Annotated in this window: 18 protein-coding genes; 12 read left to right on the top strand and 6 right to left on the bottom strand. The window is 38.0% G+C overall.

Going from position 1 to position 19,315, the window contains the following annotated elements; all coding sequences use genetic code 11:
* The first annotated feature begins 154 nt into the window (after window positions 1-154).
* The 3 genes from H5201_RS17710 (at window position 155) to H5201_RS17700 (ending at window position 3,582) form a co-directional block, all read left to right on the top strand.
* Window positions 155-613, top strand: coding sequence for a zinc ribbon-containing protein (locus H5201_RS17710; protein ID WP_145240558.1), 459 nt, complete (start codon window positions 155-157; stop codon window positions 611-613).
* Between the two features lie 81 nt (window positions 614-694).
* Window positions 695-3,103 carry a Lon protease family protein gene (locus H5201_RS17705; RefSeq protein ID WP_145240561.1) on the top strand — a complete coding sequence of 803 codons (2,409 nt, stop codon included), beginning with the start codon at window positions 695-697 and terminating at the stop codon, window positions 3,101-3,103.
* Window positions 3,104-3,105: 2 nt separating this feature from the next.
* Entirely contained in the window at window positions 3,106-3,582 is a 477-nt protein-coding gene (locus H5201_RS17700) for an FKBP-type peptidyl-prolyl cis-trans isomerase (protein WP_149980730.1), read from the top strand.
* A 45-nt stretch (window positions 3,583-3,627) separates the two neighbouring features.
* Here H5201_RS17700 and H5201_RS17695 read toward each other — a convergent pair whose 3' ends face one another.
* A complete protein-coding gene (locus tag H5201_RS17695; protein ID WP_220491345.1) occupies window positions 3,628-5,067 on the bottom strand; it encodes a sugar porter family MFS transporter in 1,440 nt (479 codons plus the stop codon).
* Between the two features lie 382 nt (window positions 5,068-5,449).
* On the opposite strand from H5201_RS17695, the gene H5201_RS17690 reads away from it, so the two are divergent.
* On the top strand, window positions 5,450-5,977 hold the full coding sequence (locus H5201_RS17690) for a hypothetical protein (RefSeq protein WP_145240584.1): 528 nt from the start codon (window positions 5,450-5,452) through the stop codon (window positions 5,975-5,977).
* Window positions 5,978-6,011: 34 nt separating this feature from the next.
* Here the strand turns inward: H5201_RS17690 and H5201_RS17685 are convergent, their stop codons facing one another.
* A complete protein-coding gene (locus H5201_RS17685; protein WP_182718119.1) occupies window positions 6,012-6,524 on the bottom strand; it encodes a CIA30 family protein in 513 nt (170 codons plus the stop codon).
* Between the two features lie 87 nt (window positions 6,525-6,611).
* On the opposite strand from H5201_RS17685, the gene H5201_RS17680 reads away from it, so the two are divergent.
* Together H5201_RS17680 and H5201_RS17675 are read left to right on the top strand one after the other, a co-directional pair.
* Window positions 6,612-7,349, top strand: coding sequence for a hypothetical protein (locus H5201_RS17680; protein WP_182718118.1), 738 nt, complete (start codon window positions 6,612-6,614; stop codon window positions 7,347-7,349).
* Window positions 7,350-7,583: 234 nt separating this feature from the next.
* Window positions 7,584-10,766 (top strand): PDZ domain-containing protein, encoded by a 3,183-nt coding sequence (locus H5201_RS17675; protein WP_404936357.1) that lies wholly within the window; start codon window positions 7,584-7,586, stop codon window positions 10,764-10,766.
* A gap of 133 nt (window positions 10,767-10,899) precedes the next feature.
* Here H5201_RS17675 and H5201_RS17670 read toward each other — a convergent pair whose 3' ends face one another.
* From H5201_RS17670 to H5201_RS17655, 4 genes are all read right to left on the bottom strand, one after another.
* On the bottom strand, window positions 10,900-11,553 hold the full coding sequence (locus tag H5201_RS17670) for an NAD-dependent epimerase/dehydratase family protein (RefSeq protein ID WP_182785145.1): 654 nt from the start codon (window positions 11,551-11,553) through the stop codon (window positions 10,900-10,902).
* Window positions 11,554-11,664: 111 nt separating this feature from the next.
* The gene (locus tag H5201_RS17665; protein WP_259399715.1) at window positions 11,665-12,351 is read right to left on the bottom strand and encodes a hypothetical protein; all 687 of its coding nucleotides are present in this window, start codon (window positions 12,349-12,351) and stop codon (window positions 11,665-11,667) included.
* Complete coding sequence (locus H5201_RS17660; protein ID WP_259398484.1) at window positions 12,333-13,076, bottom strand: hypothetical protein; 744 nt, start codon at window positions 13,074-13,076, stop codon at window positions 12,333-12,335. The genes H5201_RS17665 and H5201_RS17660 overlap by 19 nt, the downstream gene beginning before the upstream one ends.
* Window positions 13,077-13,102: 26 nt before the next feature.
* Window positions 13,103-13,687, bottom strand: a complete 585-nt coding sequence (locus H5201_RS17655) for a hypothetical protein (RefSeq protein WP_182718113.1) — start codon at window positions 13,685-13,687, stop codon at window positions 13,103-13,105.
* Between the two features lie 227 nt (window positions 13,688-13,914).
* Between H5201_RS17655 and H5201_RS17650 the strand changes: the two genes are divergently transcribed.
* The 6 genes from H5201_RS17650 (at window position 13,915) to H5201_RS17625 (ending at window position 19,184) form a co-directional block, all read left to right on the top strand.
* Complete coding sequence (locus H5201_RS17650; protein WP_182761454.1) at window positions 13,915-14,631, top strand: enoyl-CoA hydratase/isomerase family protein; 717 nt, start codon at window positions 13,915-13,917, stop codon at window positions 14,629-14,631.
* A gap of 67 nt (window positions 14,632-14,698) precedes the next feature.
* Window positions 14,699-15,688: an RDD family protein gene (locus H5201_RS17645; RefSeq protein ID WP_182785144.1), complete on the top strand. Its 990-nt coding sequence runs from the start codon at window positions 14,699-14,701 to the stop codon at window positions 15,686-15,688.
* 159 nt (window positions 15,689-15,847) lie between these two features.
* Entirely contained in the window at window positions 15,848-16,084 is a 237-nt protein-coding gene (locus H5201_RS17640; protein WP_182785143.1) for a DUF6429 family protein, read from the top strand.
* Window positions 16,085-16,177: 93 nt separating this feature from the next.
* Window positions 16,178-16,429, top strand: coding sequence for a type II toxin-antitoxin system Phd/YefM family antitoxin (locus H5201_RS17635; protein ID WP_182785142.1), 252 nt, complete (start codon window positions 16,178-16,180; stop codon window positions 16,427-16,429).
* Window positions 16,419-16,706 carry a type II toxin-antitoxin system RelE/ParE family toxin gene (locus H5201_RS17630; RefSeq protein WP_182785141.1) on the top strand — a complete coding sequence of 96 codons (288 nt, stop codon included), beginning with the start codon at window positions 16,419-16,421 and terminating at the stop codon, window positions 16,704-16,706. The genes H5201_RS17635 and H5201_RS17630 overlap by 11 nt, the downstream gene beginning before the upstream one ends.
* A gap of 117 nt (window positions 16,707-16,823) precedes the next feature.
* Complete coding sequence (locus tag H5201_RS17625) at window positions 16,824-19,184, top strand: P-loop NTPase fold protein (protein ID WP_182785140.1); 2,361 nt, start codon at window positions 16,824-16,826, stop codon at window positions 19,182-19,184.
* Window positions 19,185-19,315 lie beyond the last annotated feature (131 nt).

The raw sequence follows: 19,315 nt of genomic DNA, 5'->3' as shown, positions 1-19,315 counted from the left end.
AAACTAATAAAAAATTGCCGTTAGGATACCCCAAAAAAAGCACTAATCACAGCGTCAAATCAGTGGATTTTATATGAAATTAGTTTTCAGGGCAGGTTAACCTATACTTGTGTAAGGTATAGGTTCGCTAAACACAGTTCTGAAGGAGTAAACAATGGCTGATTATAAGACGTGGTTAACAGATTTGAGCACATGGTTGAAAGACGTAAAAGATCATGAGCTAAAAGATGCGATGGATAAGTTTATTGAATCTGAACAAGCGCTAAAAGATTTAGGACAAGAAAAATTAACTTTATACAGTGAATATTTAAAGCGCGATATTGAACACATCCAAGAGCACGATCAACACTATGGTTCCCTTGCATGGCAAGAGCTTAAAGAGTCTTTGTGGTTTGAACTTTCACATATCGAAGACAAAACTCAACTTGAGTGGCAAGCATTAAATCAAGATTTTAAGCACAATGGGGTATATCACCAAGGCGAATGGATAGCCATGGGCACATTAGTATGTAAGAATTGCCAATATAGTTATGATATTTACCACGCTACGCAAATTACAGCGTGTTCGCAATGTGATGGTATCTACTTTAGCCGCAAGGCACTACAACCTTAAATAGTTAGTGAACAGTGCCTTTTAGTGCACTGATGCCACCTTACAAAATCAACGAATATGTTGGTATAAAAAGAAGTTAGAATGACGAAGAAACTGCTGCCTTTATCTGTGTCGGCCCTTGCGCCGACAATTTCACTTAATCATGTACAAACGTGCATGAACAATCCATATCCTGAAACCTTGACTTTCATCGGTCAACAGCGGGCGCAAAGTGCGCTTGATTTCTCGTTAGGGATGGAATTACCTGGTTACAATGTGTATGTAATGGGGGAGGCCGCGCATGGTCGGTTTACCTTAGTCAAAGATAAACTTCAAGCACACAGCAAAGGCCGGCCAACACCAAATGAGTGGTTATACGTTAATAATTATGACGACCACCGCGAGCCTATCGCAATGTTTTTACAAGCAGGTCAAAGTAAACAGTTAGCTGATGATATTGACTCATTTATTGATGAAGTACTCGACACCTTTCCTGCAGCGTTTGATAACCCAGCGTACCAGCGTAAAAAGAAAAAAATCGACCGTGAATTTAACGACGCTTACGATAGCGCAATTACTGCTGTGGAAATTGCCGCGCTTGAGCAAAGTGTTGCCTTAATTGAAGAAAAAAGTGTGGTTGGATTTGCCCCGCTGATTGATGGCAAACAACTAAGCGATGCTGAATTTGCTGAGCTTGATGATGAATTGCGTGAACAATTTTATGAAGTAATTGAAAAACTCGAAGATGCACTCATTGAGGCACTGATTGAGTTGCCTCGTTGGAAACGTGAATCATCTGAAAAACTCCGTAATTTAAAAAAATCCACCGCAGAGCTGGCTACTAAGCCATTACTAAAAGATCTTGAACATAAATATGCTGCGCACATTGGAGTATTACGCTATCTAAAAGACATCCGCGTGGAAATTATTGATGCGGTACTTGAGTGGCTCGATGATGAAGATGTTAGCGACGAAAACAAAGAAGATTTTGACCGTAAAGGGATGCTTACCGACTTTTTTGCACCTAATATTTTAGTTGAATTTAAAGAAGGTGATGCTGCCCCTGTGGTGTATGAGCCAAATCCTACCTTTGGTAATATTTTTGGCAAAATTGAATATGCTACTTCACAAGGCTCATTGATCACCAGTTATCGATCGATTCAGCCGGGGGCACTGCATCGCGCTAACGGTGGTTATTTGATTATGGACGCTGAAAAAGTGATGGCTAATCCACAAGTGTGGGATGGTTTAAAGCTGTCATTAAAAACTCATCAAATCAAAAATGATTTACCGTATCAAGATAGTGCTGTTGGCAGTAGCTTTACCTTGCGTCCACAGTTGATCCCGCTTGATGTAAAAATTATTTTACTCGGCTCGCGTGAGTTGTATTACACCATCGGTGAATATGACGAAGAGTTTGCTGAGCTGTTTAGAGTGTTAGCCGATTTTGATTATTACCTGCCAAGCAGTGATAAATTACAGTATCAATTTATCACTAAAGTGATTGAGTACTGTGAGCAGACGCTAAAGTGTAGTCTAACTGAGTCAGCGATGGCACGATTACTGAAATTTAGCTACCGCCAAGCAGAACATCACAATAAGCTTTCAGCTCGTTTTGCTGATGTGTTAGAGCTAGTGGCAGAAGCCAGCTTTTATACCAAGCAAGATAACTTAACTTTAATTGATGCCCATCATATTGATGAAGCGATTGAAGGCAAGCAATATCGTACTGGGCAAATTAGCGAAAATATGCTCAGCGATATCAAAGAAGGGCATACCTTAATTGCCACCGACGGTCATGCTGTAGGTAAAGTAAACGGTTTAACAGTATTACACATTGGCGATACTTCTTTTGGTACTCCGGCACGGATCACCGCCACGGTTTACGCTGGTGCGGATGGGGTAATTGACGTTGAGCGCGAAGCTGAGCTGGGTAAAGCCATTCACTCCAAAGGTGTCATGCTACTGACGGGCTATTTAGGTAATAAATATGCGCAGCAATTTAGTTTAACGCTCAGTGCTAATATCGCCATTGAACAAAGTTATGGCTACATTGATGGCGACAGTGCGTCATTAGCTGAGTTGTGTGCGCTTATTTCTGCAATTACTAGCTTACCTATTAGCCAGTCAATTGCACTGACTGGTTCAATTAACCAGCACGGTGACGTGCAAGCCATTGGCGGTGTAAACGAAAAAATTGAAGGGTTTTTTAAGCTTTGCAAAATGCGTGGTTTAACGTCTGCGCAAGGAGTAATAATTCCTAAATCAAATCAAGTAAACTTAGTGCTTGATGACGAGATCCTCAATGCAGTAGAGCTTGGCAAGTTTCATATTTATGCAGTTGAAACGGTTGACCAAGCGCTTAATTTACTGATGGATATTGCAGCAGGCGAGTTGAGCGACGGGCAATATCCTGAAAACTCAGTTAACGGCATTGCCTTAGCCCGTTTAAGTGAAATTGCAGATATCGTTAATGGCGATAACGACGAAAAAGAACACGAGAAAGAATAATCATGATCAACATTATTTTGGCGATTATCATCGCCATTTTATGCTTTTTGATTTTTCAAAATAGCAAAAAAGTAAAGCAACAAGCGGTCGCTAATGCGCAAATCGAAGCCGACTTTTTAGTGGCAAACAGCAAGGTTGAAGGGGTTATTGAGACCGCATCTGGTCTGCAATATAAAGTTGTTAGCAGCAGTGGTAGTGAGGCAAGACCAAGCCCAACTAGCATGGTGAATGTGCATTATCACGGTACTTTGCTAGATGGCAGTGTATTTGACAGTTCTGTTGAGCGTAATAGCCCAATCAGTTTTGGTTTAAATCAGGTAATAAAAGGCTGGACTGAAGGCTTGCAACTGATGAGTGAAGGCGATAAATACACCTTTTATATCCCTCATCAATTAGCTTACGGTGAAAAACGTGTTGGCAGTATTCCTCCAGCCTCTTTACTTATATTTGAAGTTGAATTACTTAAAGTAGAGTCTTAGTTGAAAAAATGGCGAAATAAATACATTCGCCATTTTAAACAACTTTTACATGGCTTCTAGCTTGATACCACGTGTTTCTTTTATATATTTAACAATAAAAAATACGCTAATAAAGGCCGAAATAGCATAAAACCCATAGGCACCAGCTAAACCAATACTACCGAGCATAATCGGGAAGGTCATGGTAATTGTAAAGTTGGCAAGCCATTGCGCACTTGCTGCAACAGCTAAAGCAGCCCCTCGAATACGATTATTGAACATTTCGCCTAATAGTACCCATACAACAGGTCCCCAGCTTAAGCCAAAAAATACCACAAAGAGATTAGCCATGATAAGTGCAAACGTGCCCATACTGTCAGTTAATGCAAGTTTACCTGCCGCATCGAGGCCTGCGCTACCAAAGGTATAAGTTAATGCACTTAAACTAATAAACATACCAATACTACCTACTAGTAATAATGGTTTTCTGCCTACTTTATCGATAAGCGCAATTGCTATAAAAGTAGATAAAATATTGGTAGTACCCGCTAATACATTGATGAATAAAGATTGTGATTCATCAAAACCCGCTGCTTGCCAAAGCTCAGAGCCGTAATAAAAGACCACATTAATGCCTACAAATTGCTGAAAAACAGACAAAGCGATACCAACCCATACGATTGGGTGTATTTTCTTTTTACCGTCAATAAATAAGTCACGAATACTTGGTTTTTTATCGCCATGAAGTGACTGCTTAACATCGTTTATTTGTGATTGGGCATCATCATTGGATATTTTTTTAAATACAGCTTTGGCTTTTTCTAATTGGCCTTGGGCAACTAAATAACGCGGCGACTCTGGTATAAATAATACTCCCAACAGAAATAATCCTGCAGGTACAAGTTCTGCCCAAAACATCCAGCGCCAAGCCGCCAGCTCAAGAATAAAAATACCTTCAGCGCCGTTTGCCGCCGAAGCGATCAGGTAATTACTTAAAAAAGCAGCAAATAAGCCAAGTACAATCGCTAATTGTTGCAGTGTTGCTAATCGTCCACGCAAAGCCGCAGGTGCGACTTCAGCAATGTAAGCGGGTGCCAATACAGATGCAGCGCCAATACCGAGACCACCAAATAGACGATAAAAAATAAATTCAGCGGAGCTGTCTGCAATGCCTGAACCAAACGCGCTAATGGCAAATATTACTGCAGTGATGATCATAATTGAGCGGCGACCAAATTTATCAGCAAGCGGGCCCGCAATCAGCGCACCAAGAGCACAACCCAGTAAAACCGACGCAACATTAAACCCTGTTGCGACGCTGCTTGAGTTAAATGTTTTGCCAAGCGCCGACACAGTTCCGTTGATAACCCCGGAGTCAAAGCCAAATAAAAAGCCACCAATTGCTGCAACGCCAGATATAAATATAACGTAAAGTAGAGAATCGGTGTTTGTTGATAAAGAGTGATTCGGGCTATTAATCTTGCCCGACGATAAAGGTGTTGTCATGGTGATATACCTGGTTATTGTTGTAACGAATTATATAGTAGTGTGAGGCGACGCATATTTTAACATGATTTTATCGGGGCTGACTCTTTCATAACTAATATTAAAGTTATTATTAAGCACTTCGAGTAGACCTTTAACGTCGCCAGTTTTGAACATGCCTGCAACGTGTACTTGCTTCAAACGTTCGTCATCAGTATGTATAGCTATAGTGGCTCAAAGTTATGTTGCAGTCTTTGATGCTAAAATATTTGCTTTTAGAGTTTAACCATTAGTAGCTTCCTAGCATTTGGGTAATAACAAAGGGTAATATTTTTGGAGAAGAAAGCTAAAGTCTTATTATTTTGTGCCGATATTATTACCAGGATAATTTTAAGGATGAAATATGAAGATCTTACCTGTTATTACTATTCCTGAAGCTCATGGGTTTCAAAGTAAATACGAAAAACGACTTGAAGAACAAGCAGCGCAAACAGAACAGCCTGAATATATTTTGTCTGAGTTTTTAGATGCTAAAGCGCAAGAGTATAGCGAAGATGATGTGAATTTTGCTGAACAGTATAACAATTTACAAAAAGTGTATGAAGATTTCGCTCAAAAGATCATCGTGCTACAAGAACAAATTAATAAATTAAAACAAGATCCAATTCAGCGAAATCTCAAGCTTGAAAGCCACAATAGCAACTTTATACAGCTGGAAAAAAATACCGAAGCGCAAAATTTAAAAATAGATCCTGAGCATACTGGTGCGAAAAAATACCGAGATTCTCAACAGCAAGAGCAAATTGATATATTAGTTCAGCAACTTAATGAGCTAAAGTCCAACCACGCAGAAATAAAGAAACAGATGATAGAAATGGTTATCACAGAACTTAAAAAGCGAGGTAACGAAGAATATGATTTTAAAAAATAATTTTAATATTTCCAATATAGCAGCTTAATTTACGCTATTTAAGCTCAAAGTTAATATGCGCTAATTCAAGTTTAAAATTACCTTGCTGCTTTTTGGCGATCATAAGGCCCAATTGTTGTACATCTTTGAACGTTAACTCTGGTTGCTGCTCTAAGGTTTTACCACGGTAAGTAAGACTAAAGTCAGTTGGTGAGAATGTAACGACTTGCCATTGATCTTTTAATGTTGCAAACGAAGCAGTAAATGCTGGCCCATCTAGGTACTGACTCGTTCTTAAGCGAAGTTGATACGTTTTACCATCTCCTTTGAACCGTAAAGATATGAGATTGGCGTTTTCTTTATTAGTGTTTATTGTTGTGCGTATTGAAGCAAAGCCTCCATTATTTTCAAAAGAAACGTTGCCTGTAAAAATTAAGCTATTGTCCTTCTCATAAGCTTGGCTGGTCGATAAACCGCCCATTACTGAGTCATTAACTATTTGCCAGTGCAGAATTAAATCGCCGGAACCTGATAGTAAGGGCAAACTAGTTGTAGGGTTTGTTTTCATTTTTTATCGCAAAGCTTTGTGTTATAGATAAGCTCAATAATACGTATGTTCAGATAAATTGATCACTTTTTTAAAAATAGGGAAAGCATGAATTCAGATAAATTTTTTAAATGGGTATGGAACTTAAATGGAATTATTTTATTAGTCGGGGTTTTAATTGCTACTGCGTTAATTTCAGTCCAACTTGTTACAACAGTATTTAATGATAACGACGTTGAGCCACCGGCATTAAATTTAGCAGATGACAAAAACGAAGAAGAAAAGTGGCGTTTGGGCTACCCGCGAAGAGTAGGAGAAACGGACTTTTATTATATAGAGCTTGAGTCTGAAAAGTTAACGGTTGAAGCCGATACCGAACGTGGGTTAGGGCAAGTTGTAGAAAATTTTAGTGGTTCCTCTTATTATAAAAATAGGCCAACACGGTCAAAAAATGTGATGTTTATCAATGGTAAAACAAACTATGCAAATTGGCTTTTTGATACGACAGATCAGTTGATCACTGATATTTCTCCATTGTATTTATCTGAATTTGATTCGCAGTCAAAAGCGGCGGGTATTGCCTATCATGTTATTAAAAACGACACAAATAACGACGGCCTTTTAAGCAACGAAGATAAAAGCACTTTTGCGTTAAGTAAAATTGATGGCAGTGGTTATAGCGAGGTTCTCACAGGCTACGACCGCATTCTTGAGCATGCTGTTAATGAGCAAGGCAATTTGTTTATGTTGTTTATAGACAATGCTGAAGTGTTTTCAATGCTTGTTGATTTAACTACTTTTAAAGTGATTGATAAAAGGCAGCTACCTAAAGTCGGAGGACTATAACTATTACTCATGAGTATTATTTAACCTGACCTCTGATTAAGAGAATTACTAAGACACTGATTATAAATATTGTTCAGGTTATTTACACTCTGTTACAGTTATTTGCCGAACAAAGCTGCAATCCATTTTTATGTTGTTATGATGATATAAAATAACAACATAAGGATGGTTAAGTTGAAATTACGTACTTTTTTAACCGCAATAGCGATTGCGGTTGCGCCTACATTCTCACCCATGGCCGCGGCTTATGATACTCAAGATACGCGATTATTGCGTTTCCCTGATATTCATAAAGAGTCGGTTACTTTTGTTTATGCCGGTGATATTTATATAGCAAATATCAAAACGGGTAACAGCACGCGCTTAACAGATCACATTGGTTTTGAAACATTCCCTAAGTTTTCTCCAGATGGGAAAAGGATCGCTTTTTCAGCACAGTACAATGGTAGCCGCCAAATATATGTAATGAATCGCGATGGCAGTGATCTAAAACAGCTGACTTACTATAACGATGTTGGTGTGATGCCGCCTCGTGGTGGCTATGATTATCGTGTCCTTGATTGGACGCCTGATGGTAAACATATAGTGTTTCGAGCAAACCGTACACCTTATGGTAAGCGTGTGGGACGTCCTTACATGGTGCCTGCCGATGGTGGCTTAGAGCAGCCATTGGCCATACCTGAAACGGGTGGCGGCATGTTATCGCCTGATGGTAAGCAATACGTATATACACCAATTGATCGCGAGTTTCGTACCTGGAAGCGCACGCGAGGGGGCCGCGCACAAGATGTATGGATCTATGATTTAGAGCACAACAAGTCTACGCAGTTAACTACCGATAAAGCCACAGATCAGCAGCCTACTTGGGTGCATGATAATATTTATTATGTCTCAGACAGAGCATACACTTTAAACTTATATAAGCATCAAGACGGTAAAGCACCAGTGAAAGTGACCAATCACACGGATTTTGATGTGCTTTGGCCATCGGCAGGCCCAGATGCCATAGTGTATGAGAATGGTGGTTATTTATACCGTTTTGACGATGCAACGCAGCGTGAAGAAAAGCTGACTATTAACGTACAGGGAAATCGTGAATATACCATGCCTTATAGCAAAAATGTGGCTGGCTTTATTGATTCGATGGATGTATCCCATGATGGTAAGCGTGTGGTTTTTAGTGCCCGCGGAGAGCTGTTCTCAGTACCCGTTAAAAATGGCCCAACACGCAATTTAAGCCATACGCCTAAAGGGCGTGAAATTGCCGCTTCGTGGTCACCAAATGGCCGTTATATTGCGTATATGAGTGATGAAAGTGGTGAGTACGAAATTTATATCCAAGACCGAGCTAATAACAACAAGGTTAAACAACTGACAACTAATGGCACTATTTGGCGTTTTGACCCTGTTTGGTCTCCGGACAACAAAAAGCTATTGTTTGCAGATCTAAATCACACCTTATGGTGGCTTGATATAAAAACCGGCAAGCAGCATAAAATTGATACCGCCAAGTATGAAGAAGATGGCTTAACTACGTATATTTGGTCACCTAATAGTGAAGATGTTGTATTTGTTAAAAATAACGAAAATCGTTATGCCTCATTATGGCATTACAATTTAAAAGACAAACAAGTTACACGTCTGACCGACGATATGAGCAGTGAACGAAATCCTGCGTTTTCTCCTGATGGTCAGCAATTGTATTTTACTTCAGAGCGCGACTTTAACTTAACTTTTAGTAGTTATGAATTTGACTACATGTTTAATAATGCCACGCGAATTTATGCTGTTGCTGTCAATAGCAAAATTAAACCGCTGAATGCGCCACTGACTGATGAAATAAGTATTGTTGACTCGAAAGCGAATAAAGACGATGACAAGTCAGCTAAACCGCTAAGCACTTATATTGAAAGTGATGGTTTTATGGACCGCGTTGTCGCTCTAAATGCTCCGGCCGGAAATTACAGTGCTTTAACTGCTGTAAAAGATGGCGTATTAACACTCTCTGCGGGTGAGCTAAAATTAATACCTATTGCCGTCGATGGCGAAATTGCCACCGTAGCGAAGGGGGTTAATAGCTATAAAATATCAGCGAATGCGCAGCATATCATTGCTCGCTCAGGTGATAATTACAGTGTAATTAAGCCAGCCGCTGAGCAAGATTTAAAAGCCACCCAGTTAGACTTGCAAAATATGATACTAAAAATTGACCCGCAAACAGAGTGGGCGCAAATGTATCGTGAAGGCTGGCGGACATTACGTGATTGGTTCTACGATGAGAATCACCACGGCCAAGATTGGGATGCTATTTTAAAACGCTACCAACCAATGGCTGATGCAATCGCACATCGCGCCGACCTTGATTACGTGCTAAGCGAAATTGCCGGCGAGATTAACTCCGGGCATATTTATGTCAACTCTGGCGATATGCCAACTGCAACACGTTTACAGCATGGTTTATTAGGCGTAGAAATTAGCGCGCATAAATCCGGTTTTGTAAAAATCGAAAATATCTTTAAAGGCGAAAACTGGCACAAGAACTTCCGCTCACCACTCAACGAGCCGGGCGTTAACGCAAGCGTTGGTGATTATATTGTTGAGGTAAATGGTCGTTCAGTAAAAGATGTGATTAACTTTTATGAATTACTTGAAAACACCCAAGGTAAATCGGTTGAGTTATTGCTTAGTAAATCCCCGAGCCTGAAAAAAAGTTGGAAGGTAACAGTTAAACCAATCGCAAGTGAAACCGGCTTACGTTATTTACAATGGACGCATAGCCGTGCTGAATACGTCGATAAACTATCCGACGGTCGTATTGGTTATGTACATTTGCCTAACACACATTACGAAGGTAATCGTTCGTTATTTAAAAACTTTTTACCGCAAACTAGCAAAGAAGCAATGATCATAGATGATCGCTACAATGGCGGTGGTTTTATCCCAGAGCATATGATCACTTGGCTGGCACGCAAACCGCTTAACTACTGGAAGCGTCGTGGCGTTGAGCCAACTAAAACGCCACAGTTTGCCCATGATGGACCAAAAGCCATGCTGATCAACGGCTACTCAAGTTCAGGTGGTGACGCACTACCGTATTACTTCCGCCAAGCAGGTTTAGGTAAACTAATTGGCACTCGCACTTGGGGTGGGTTAATAGGTATCTCTGGTAACCCAGGGCTTGTGGATGGTGGCTCTGTGATCGCTGCTACCTTTAGAATACTCGATAATGACGGTAACTGGATCATCGAAAATGAAGGCGTAAGCCCAGATATCGAAGTGATTGACCGTCCAGAGCTTATTCAAGCAGGGCAAGATCCGTCGGTTGAGCGTGCCGTACAAGAGCTGTTAAAAGAGCTTAAGGCAAACCCGAAAAAAACCTTGATTGTGCCGCCAGCTCCAACAGAGTTTGGTAAGTAGTAAGGTTAATAGGTATTAAAAACTGAGCCAGCATTTGCTGGCTTTTTTTATAGCTTTTTGCGCTGAAGTTCGTATTTAAATTTGTCGGTCGCCATTTATGGCGAAAAGGAACGTATAAAATACGTACTGAAGTTTAACTGTTAAATAGTTCATCTAATCTAAAATATTCAACACCATCACCTGATTGTTTACTGATATTACACATTTTTAAGGCAACTTGTTTGCCCGTGATAGGGCGATACTTTCTTAAACCAGGTAGCATACATAAAATTGGTAACAATACACTGCCAAGCTTTTCACCAATACGAAATTCGTTATTACGCTCGCCAAGTAATAGCGATGGCTGAATAATACTAATACGCTTAAATGGCAGTTCTTTGACTGTATTTTCAAGTTCACCTTTCATTTGTAAATATGCGTTACCACTATTGGCATTTGCACCACTGGAGGATATTAGCAAATAATGTTTTACTTCGTGTTTTGCAGCAAGTTCAGCGACTTTTAACTGATAATAAAAATCAACCTTACGCTGAGCGGCTATAGAGCCAGCGGCTTTTTTGGTGGTGCCTAAACATGAAAATAATATATCCGCTTTAAAAAGCGCAGCGTGTTGAGCTAAATGGTTAAAGTCCACTACATGATTAACGACTTTGTCACTGTTATAACTAATAGGGCGACGCGTTAGGGTTATAACTTTACTGATATGAGTTGCCATAATTAATTCTTCAACTAAGTGACTGCCCACTAAGCCAGTTGCACCGACAACAATAGCGACTTTATTAAGCATAAGTATCCTCAAGTATTAATTTTATTTGTGAGAACTGGGGGTGATTATAATATCACTCATCAAAAGTCTAATAGTGGCTAAAGTTATAGCTTACTATTAGACTGAGAGCTATTAGATTTCTTTTTTTAACAAGACGATAGGGGATAAAATATGTTTTATCACTTGTTCATATTTACTGTCATCGGTTAAATCTGGGGCATGAAGATCTAGACCAATTTCAAAGTCATAATTTTTGCCATCAGGAATGTAGTACTGTACGGCAAGGCTTATTACCGGCCTAAATTCGACTGACTTTTGAGGTATTGTTACGATATGTTGCTCAACACCATTCCAATTAGCAGTGCCATCAATAACTTTTATTGAGGTTTCTTGCGGCTGAATAACTAACAGAGTATTAATATTTGGATATGCGCTTTTAACGTTATTAAACGTGTATTGCATTGCTGTTTGTATTAGTTCTAAGTTAAGTTTACCTGTTTTTGTGTTGAAAGCACCGCCTTGTTTCATAATAAAACTATCAAAAAATCTTTGTGCCTGCGGATTTAGGTTAGTTAAATTATATTTTTTTGAGAAGTTGACCACGTTATTGTCAAATGCTTCTCGGTATAATACTTTGCTACCGGTATTTGAGGTTGGCAACCATATATAGGCAAGATCGCTATGGGTAGGTGCGTTGACTAATGTGATTGCACTAATCCTCACTTCAGGATCGCTATTATATTGAATCAGTTTACACCCGACTAAATTTAGTAAAGTCATGATGATTAAAAAAAGCTTCATCATTTTTTTGTTTTCCAAGTGTCAATTGTCTTTAGTGCAAATTGTAACGCGTTGTCTAATTTTGTAGGATCTTTAAATAATTTATCAGCATCTTTAACAATAATTTCTTCATCGCTGTTAAATTGTGCAACTAATTCAATACCCCCAGAACCTGTTGTTAACAGTGTATCGTGTTCATCTCTAATACGGATATATAGTCGGCTCCCAGGAACATAACCTTCTTCGTTTTGAAATAACGATACAAATATATCTCCACCATCAGCGCCGCCTTCAAGGTAAGACTCTTCCTGACCATACCATTTTGCCACATGTCCTAATAGAATACTGTTAGTAAATTCTGCTCTAACAGTATCTACGCCCGCAAATACAAACGCACTTATACCTAATTTAGCTTTTGTTTTAGCAAGGGCTTTTTTCCAGATTTCATTACGTAGGTTTTCATTTTCCTGACCTGTAAGAGGGTCGTACAAATTATCAGCATTGTCTAATAACTGATAATAAACATCATAAACCTCGCTGGCATCAACTACTTGAAATCCGCGATCTTCAAGTGCTTTTTTTATAGGTTTTTTATAATGATCTGCCAACTGTTGTTCAAAATAACTGAGCTCTTCTTCAACATAAAAACCACCAATCCCAAGTATCTGATGGTTTGATTTTAGTTGTGCTGTATTCATGTAATTGGGTGAAGAGTTACACCCACTTAATGTTATAAGGATAAAAATAGTATAAATATATCTCATAATAATTCCTGAAAATGAGTGTTAAGTTAAAGTAATTTGATTCCGATTTTAGCGAACGAGGTGAGGGTCAGGTATCTATATTCGCTACCTCCAACTTGCGAACGCCAGTTGATCGTAGTTTTTTTATTATTCAAACCGCTATCAGTATAAAAAATTAGGTATTTTGCCTCGCTTGGCAGAGTAAACTGTGTTTTGTAGTACAGGTTACCATCCAAACCTAAGGTTGTTGGTAAACCATTTTGCCATGCTTCATAGGGTTTTAGGTGTTTAATAATCTGTTTTGACTTATCCAAAAGCAATAACTGAGGATAGACAAGCGTTGCATTTTGAATAAATACGCCATTAGCGTAGCTAAAAACTTGAGCAAAACGACTGTCGCTAGGTTTTTCAATTGCAATAAATGGGCTTTTCGCATCGTTAAAAAGTCTTACAGGCTGCTTTTTCAAATCAAAATGAATAAACTGCTTTGTTTGTTGCGCTACGAATGTAATATCGTTTAAGTTAATACAACATACCGTGCGATTCTTTAATATTGCGAGATCATTTTTAGCCGAATTCGCGCAGCCTGATAACAATAGAAGTAAGAGCAATACAATTGTTAACTTTTTCATAAGTATTTTAATTATTATTAGTATATAGATAGTATCTAATATGCAATAAGACTGAAATATATAAATTGCTAATATGTGACACAATGTAAATGAAATGAAAGGTGATGAATTTGAACTGTTTTATTACAGGCTCAATGGTTTGTAATTAAACAGATAAACTAAACATCGGTCTGCGTTCAAACGAGCAATAATCTTTTTAAAAAACTATAAAATTGAAGAGGGACTTTATGAGTATCATCTCCTTAACCACTCAACATAACGTTGCGGTTTTAACCTTAACAAACGGCGAAAACCGCCAAAATCCACATTTTGCACATCAACTAAAACAAGCGTTAGCAGAGGTTGTTGAAAACCAAAACCACAAAGCGCTAGTGATCACCTCAAATGATGATAAGTGTTGGAGTTTAGGCATTGATACTGATTGGTTGTTACCTGCTATGCAAGCAAAAAAGGCCGATGAAATACGTGGTTTTATGTACGATATGGACGATGTATTTAAAACCTTACTGCTTTTTCCTATGCCAGTGATCGCTGCCATTAATGGTCATGCTTTTGGTAACGGTGCAATTTTAGCGTGCGCGTGTGACTTTAGATTTATGCGCGGCGATCGCGGCTTTTTTTGCTTCCCTGAAGTGGATTTATCGATCCCATTTTTACCCGGCATGATTGCTTTTGTGAAAAAAGCGATCCCTTACTATCGCTTTAACGAAATGAAACTGACAGGGCGTCGCGTCTCTGGAGCAGAACTTGCAATTGATCACGTTATAGAAAAAGCCTCAACAGACCAAGATAGCCTATTAGCGGACGCAATGGCGTTTGCCGCTACATTTGATAAAAAGCGCGCCATTTTTGCTGAGCACAAAAAACGTTTACACAAAGAAATAATTCGTGTGATAAATGAAGAAAATAAACCATTTATAGATAATCTAGCTTTGATGGTTTGAGCTATAGGCTGCTCTCAATAACAATCTAAATAAAGATACCTATTTAATTTTAAGGACAAAGGCGTAAATGAAAGCGAAACAAATAGAACAATTAGCATTAACAGCTGCTGAAACTAAGGAAGTTATTACGCCCTATGCATTTAAAATAGATCAAGCATTATTGGGACTGCCACTTGCTTCACCGACTCGCCGCGCGCTCGCGATGGTAATCGATGTAGCGCTAATTTTTCTCGCGGCTAAGATCAGTGCTGCTGTAATCGCATTTGTAGCTGCAATGGCTTTTTATAAAGGCACAGCGCAAAAATACTTACCAACAATGTCGACTGTTTGGCGAAGAGTATTAAAAATAACTGCTGCCAGTATATTATTTATAAGTTCACTCTCAGTGCTTGCAATCGCAATCGATTTTTTTGAGGATGATACTGCGATTCAAGGGATAAGAATTAAACGCGAAACACCATTAAATGCAGAGGAAAAACAACAGATAAATACTTATTTAATGCAAACAGCACCAAGTCAAAATTGCGATCAGGCTTGTCAAAGCAATGCGCTTGCTAATTTAGTTACTCAAGTGCCACAATTGGCTGAAATAGATGAATCTGATAACGATCAGGTTGCCCGATTATTATTGAAAGTAATGGTTGAAGCTGATGAGCAGACGGCTGCACCTGAAGACGCACCTGTTAAAGCTGCACCTGTGAATAGTATTTTACAGTGGGGCAAAGGAATCATTCAAGATTTAGGTCTTGGCTTTGGTTGGGCTGCTGTATATTTTACATTATTTTCGCTGCTTTGGCGTGGCCAAACACCGGGTAAAAAAGTATGCAATATCCGAGTTGTCGCACTTAGTGGCGAAGATTTAAGTTTATGGGATGCGTTTGGCCGATACGGTGGCTACGGCGCAGGGTTTGCAACTGGGTTACTAGGTTTTTTACAAGTTTATTGGGATCCGAACCGCCAAGCCATTCAAGATAAAATATCAGCAACTGTGGTTATTAAAGGTAGCTTAAATCAGCCTGTTACTACGCAAACGATAGAAGACGCGATTAAGGAATAAGTTAAAAACCACTTTAGTGAGTATTTTTAGTTCTGCTTTGATTAAAGCATGGGCTATGACGATAAGTTGTTGGTCGCCATTTATGGCGAAAGAGCGCTTTGATTGAAAAATATAGGGTTATCTATAAGCTTAATAAAACTATCAAATTAGGAGCTGATTATGAGTACTGAAACTCAAATCGATGAAGATAAAATAGATGAAGCCGCATTAGCGCTGATGTATTTAACCTTGCACGACCATTGCCGTGCATGGAAACAAATTGATTGGGACGTAACCAATCGGCTGCATGAAAAAGGCCTAATAGGCGACCCGGTAGGTAAAGCCAAATCAGTCATCCTTACGGATGATGGCTTAAAACACGCAGAACGATTGTTTGAAAAGTTATTTACTAAATAGTGTGTATAGGAAATAAAAGGCTACAAAAATCGCTAGCTATAAAACTAAAAAAGGTCTAAAGTTAGCTCATATTTATGGTCTTTTTGGTGAGTTATGAGACAAATATTAGCAGACTGTTCAGCCAGTATTTCAGAATTAAAGAAAAATCCGACAGCGTTATTAAATGAAGCTGATGGTTCAGCGATAGCTATTTTAAATCACAATAAACCAGCAGCTTATTTAGTACCTGCGCAAACGTATGAGTTCCTAATGGAACTGATCGACGATATTGAATTAGCAAAAATTGTCGAAAGTCGCAGAGCAGACTTATTAGAGGCTGTTGAAGTTAATATTGATGACTTATAAGCTCAAATTTTTACCCGCAGCACAAAAAGAGTGGAACAAGCTTGCTCCACCTATAAAAAGCCAGTTTAAAAAGAAACTCATAGAACGTCTAGGAAATCCTCATGTACCTGCATCGAAACTGAGGGGTTTTAATAGTGTATATAAAATAAAATTGCGCACAGCAGGCTACAGGCTTGCCTATGAAGTGATTGATGATGAAGTTGTAGTATATGTACTCGCTATCGGCAAACGATATAAAGATGCAGTGTATAAAAAGTTGTCATCGCGCATTAAATAACATGTATTGTTATAAGGTTATGTGTTTTAGTCTAAGTAAGCTTTTCAAGCTAATGAATAAAATATGAGCTTAAAAAAGTCATCAGAAACTATCAAGAAATACTAATTTGGATCACGGATGAAGTTTATAAATTTTTCTCGTTATATGTCATTAGCAGTTTACAGTGTTGTTACTTATCTTCTTTTTTCATTTCTTACGACTCTAACCACCTTTGAAAAGCTATGGAATTGGTGGTCCCAGCATCTACTCAAAGTATTTGATGCTCACAATGGCAATGATAATTTTTTGTTTTCAGGTTATTCAATTTTACTTTTTATAACAGGGGTTATGATAACTAAAATTGCTAGTGATTTTTCAATTTATCATGAAAAAAGGCCTTGGCAGTTTAATTATCGCTATCCATCTCTAATGCTCTCAGTCATATTTGTAATTGTATTTTGGACAATACTCAATTTTGATGGTGGGCGGCAAAATCCTTTTGACTTTCTCCTAGCAAATTTATGGCTTTTAATTGGTTTTTCTTTTTTGCCACTACTCCACACATTAAAAAATATCATTATAAGCCGTAATGTTAATACACCTATCAATGAGCACGATTGGCACAGCTCAACTAAACATGTAGCTACTGAAATTGAAAAAGCCCTTTCAAGTACTAACTCTGATAATAACAGCATACGAATAGCCGTTCTTGGCAAGTTTGGTGTAGGGAAAACAACAGCTATAAATTTAGCAGTAGATAAACTAAAAAATAAAAAAGGGCTACCAAAATTTATTCATTGCAATATTGACCTATGGGGTGTTGAGACAGAATCTATTATCCAATATGTATTAGATGAAGTATTAATAGCCTTGGGTACAGAAGTCGATATGTGTAAATTCCGTTCTTTGCCTTCACATTACATTTCAGCTATGAATGCTGGTAACACACCTTTTAAAATATTTGCTGCGTTTGTACATAAACCAACTTCCCCAGATGCACTTTTAAAAAACTTAAGTGATGTAATTAGTGCAGCAAACTTGAGATTATTAATAACAATACAAGATCTCGACCGTAATCAAAAGGCGGTAGACAGCCTTCACGCTCTTGCAGGTCTCCTTGATAGGTTAGAGAAGTTAAAAGGTATTGATTATATTTTTGCAGGCGAAAATACAACTGATTTTTCAGCTACTCTTTTACGAATTTGCCCAATACGTTTTGATTTCTCTGTGCCAAATTTATTCAGTGAGATTAATCAGTTAGAAATTAAATTATTAGATAGTGACACAAAGGAATATTATAAAAAAGTACTAGTTAGAGATGATTTACCGCAGTGCCAAACCCTGATAGATAAATTATTACCTTCGTTTAGAGCATTTAATACCTTTGAAATACAGGTTAAAGCTGTTTGGAAGTATTTAAACGGGGAGGTTTTATTGTATGATTTAATGTTACTTGAAGCATTAAAAGGTAATTATCCTTATATTTATGATGTATTGATAAAATTATTTCATGATACAAGTTTTAAGAGTCAGCTTTTTGTTGATTTTTTTGAAAGCAACTTTTTAGATAGTTCTGATTTTGAAAAACATATCGTAGAAGAAAGCTTATGGTATTTCGGCTTTATCAGCAGCAGAGTATTTTCATCTGATAAAGAACGCTCAGGTCAAAGTATAGAAATATCTAAAGATCTATTATCTGAACATGTTTTATCTTTCAATACATATCCGCATATTTTGAATTCTATAATTGAGGGAAGGCTTACGAACGAGAGATTTAGGCAAAGGGATGTTTTTAATAATCTAAACAAAATCGTTTTAGGTGATGAAAGTGCAATTATAGAGCTATGTAATGCAGTAAAAAACCAAGAAACGTCTAAATTTTGGCTTGATGCTATAAAGCTCTATGGTTGGAGCATGTTTTATAATGAAATTAGATCTCAAAAGACTGTAAAGTCGTTATTTAAAAATGCAGTAAATTTAAACAACTCAAGGGCATCATTAGAACTAATGGTAGGATTTTCCCCTAGGGATTATTCAATAAAGGAAGATAGCATATTGATGGCTTATCTTTTTTCAGATGAAATAATTGAAGACATGTTTAATGAGCGTCATGCCTTTACTTATGGAACTTTATTTGCGCTTTTACATATTTATAGCAAATTTAGTTCATTTGGCCGTTTCGGAAGTTCAACTGTCAAATATAAAACTCCAATGAACTGTTTTGTTATGCGTTTGGTAAATTCTGAAGACCCACTCAGCGTAGCTATTTTATTAAATTTATTTACAGTAGATACTGCTGAGGTGTTAGATCTGATTTTGAATCTTAGTAATGAAACACTTAATGTAACGAAAATATTATTTGAAAACACGGACTTTAATGATGTTAGTGCGTGTTTAAATAAATTGGCGGAGAGAAAGCCTACTATGAGTACAGAAGGTTTTGATGGGATAAAAAAAGATGCCTTAAAAGTAGTTGAACGAGCTATAAGCATGAAGTAATAGCCTTTTGAATCGTAGCTAAAATACTTATAAACTTTTAATAATCATGGGTAGTATAAATGACCTGCTCAAAATAAATCTATTCTTAAATTGTTGGGTTTCGTTGCACTCAACCCAACCTACGAATAAAC

Source organism: Pseudoalteromonas sp. SG43-6 (assembly GCF_014164365.1).
Lineage (GTDB): Bacteria > Pseudomonadota > Gammaproteobacteria > Enterobacterales > Alteromonadaceae > Pseudoalteromonas > Pseudoalteromonas rhizosphaerae.
This window is presented reverse-complemented; position numbering and strand designations above follow the sequence as displayed.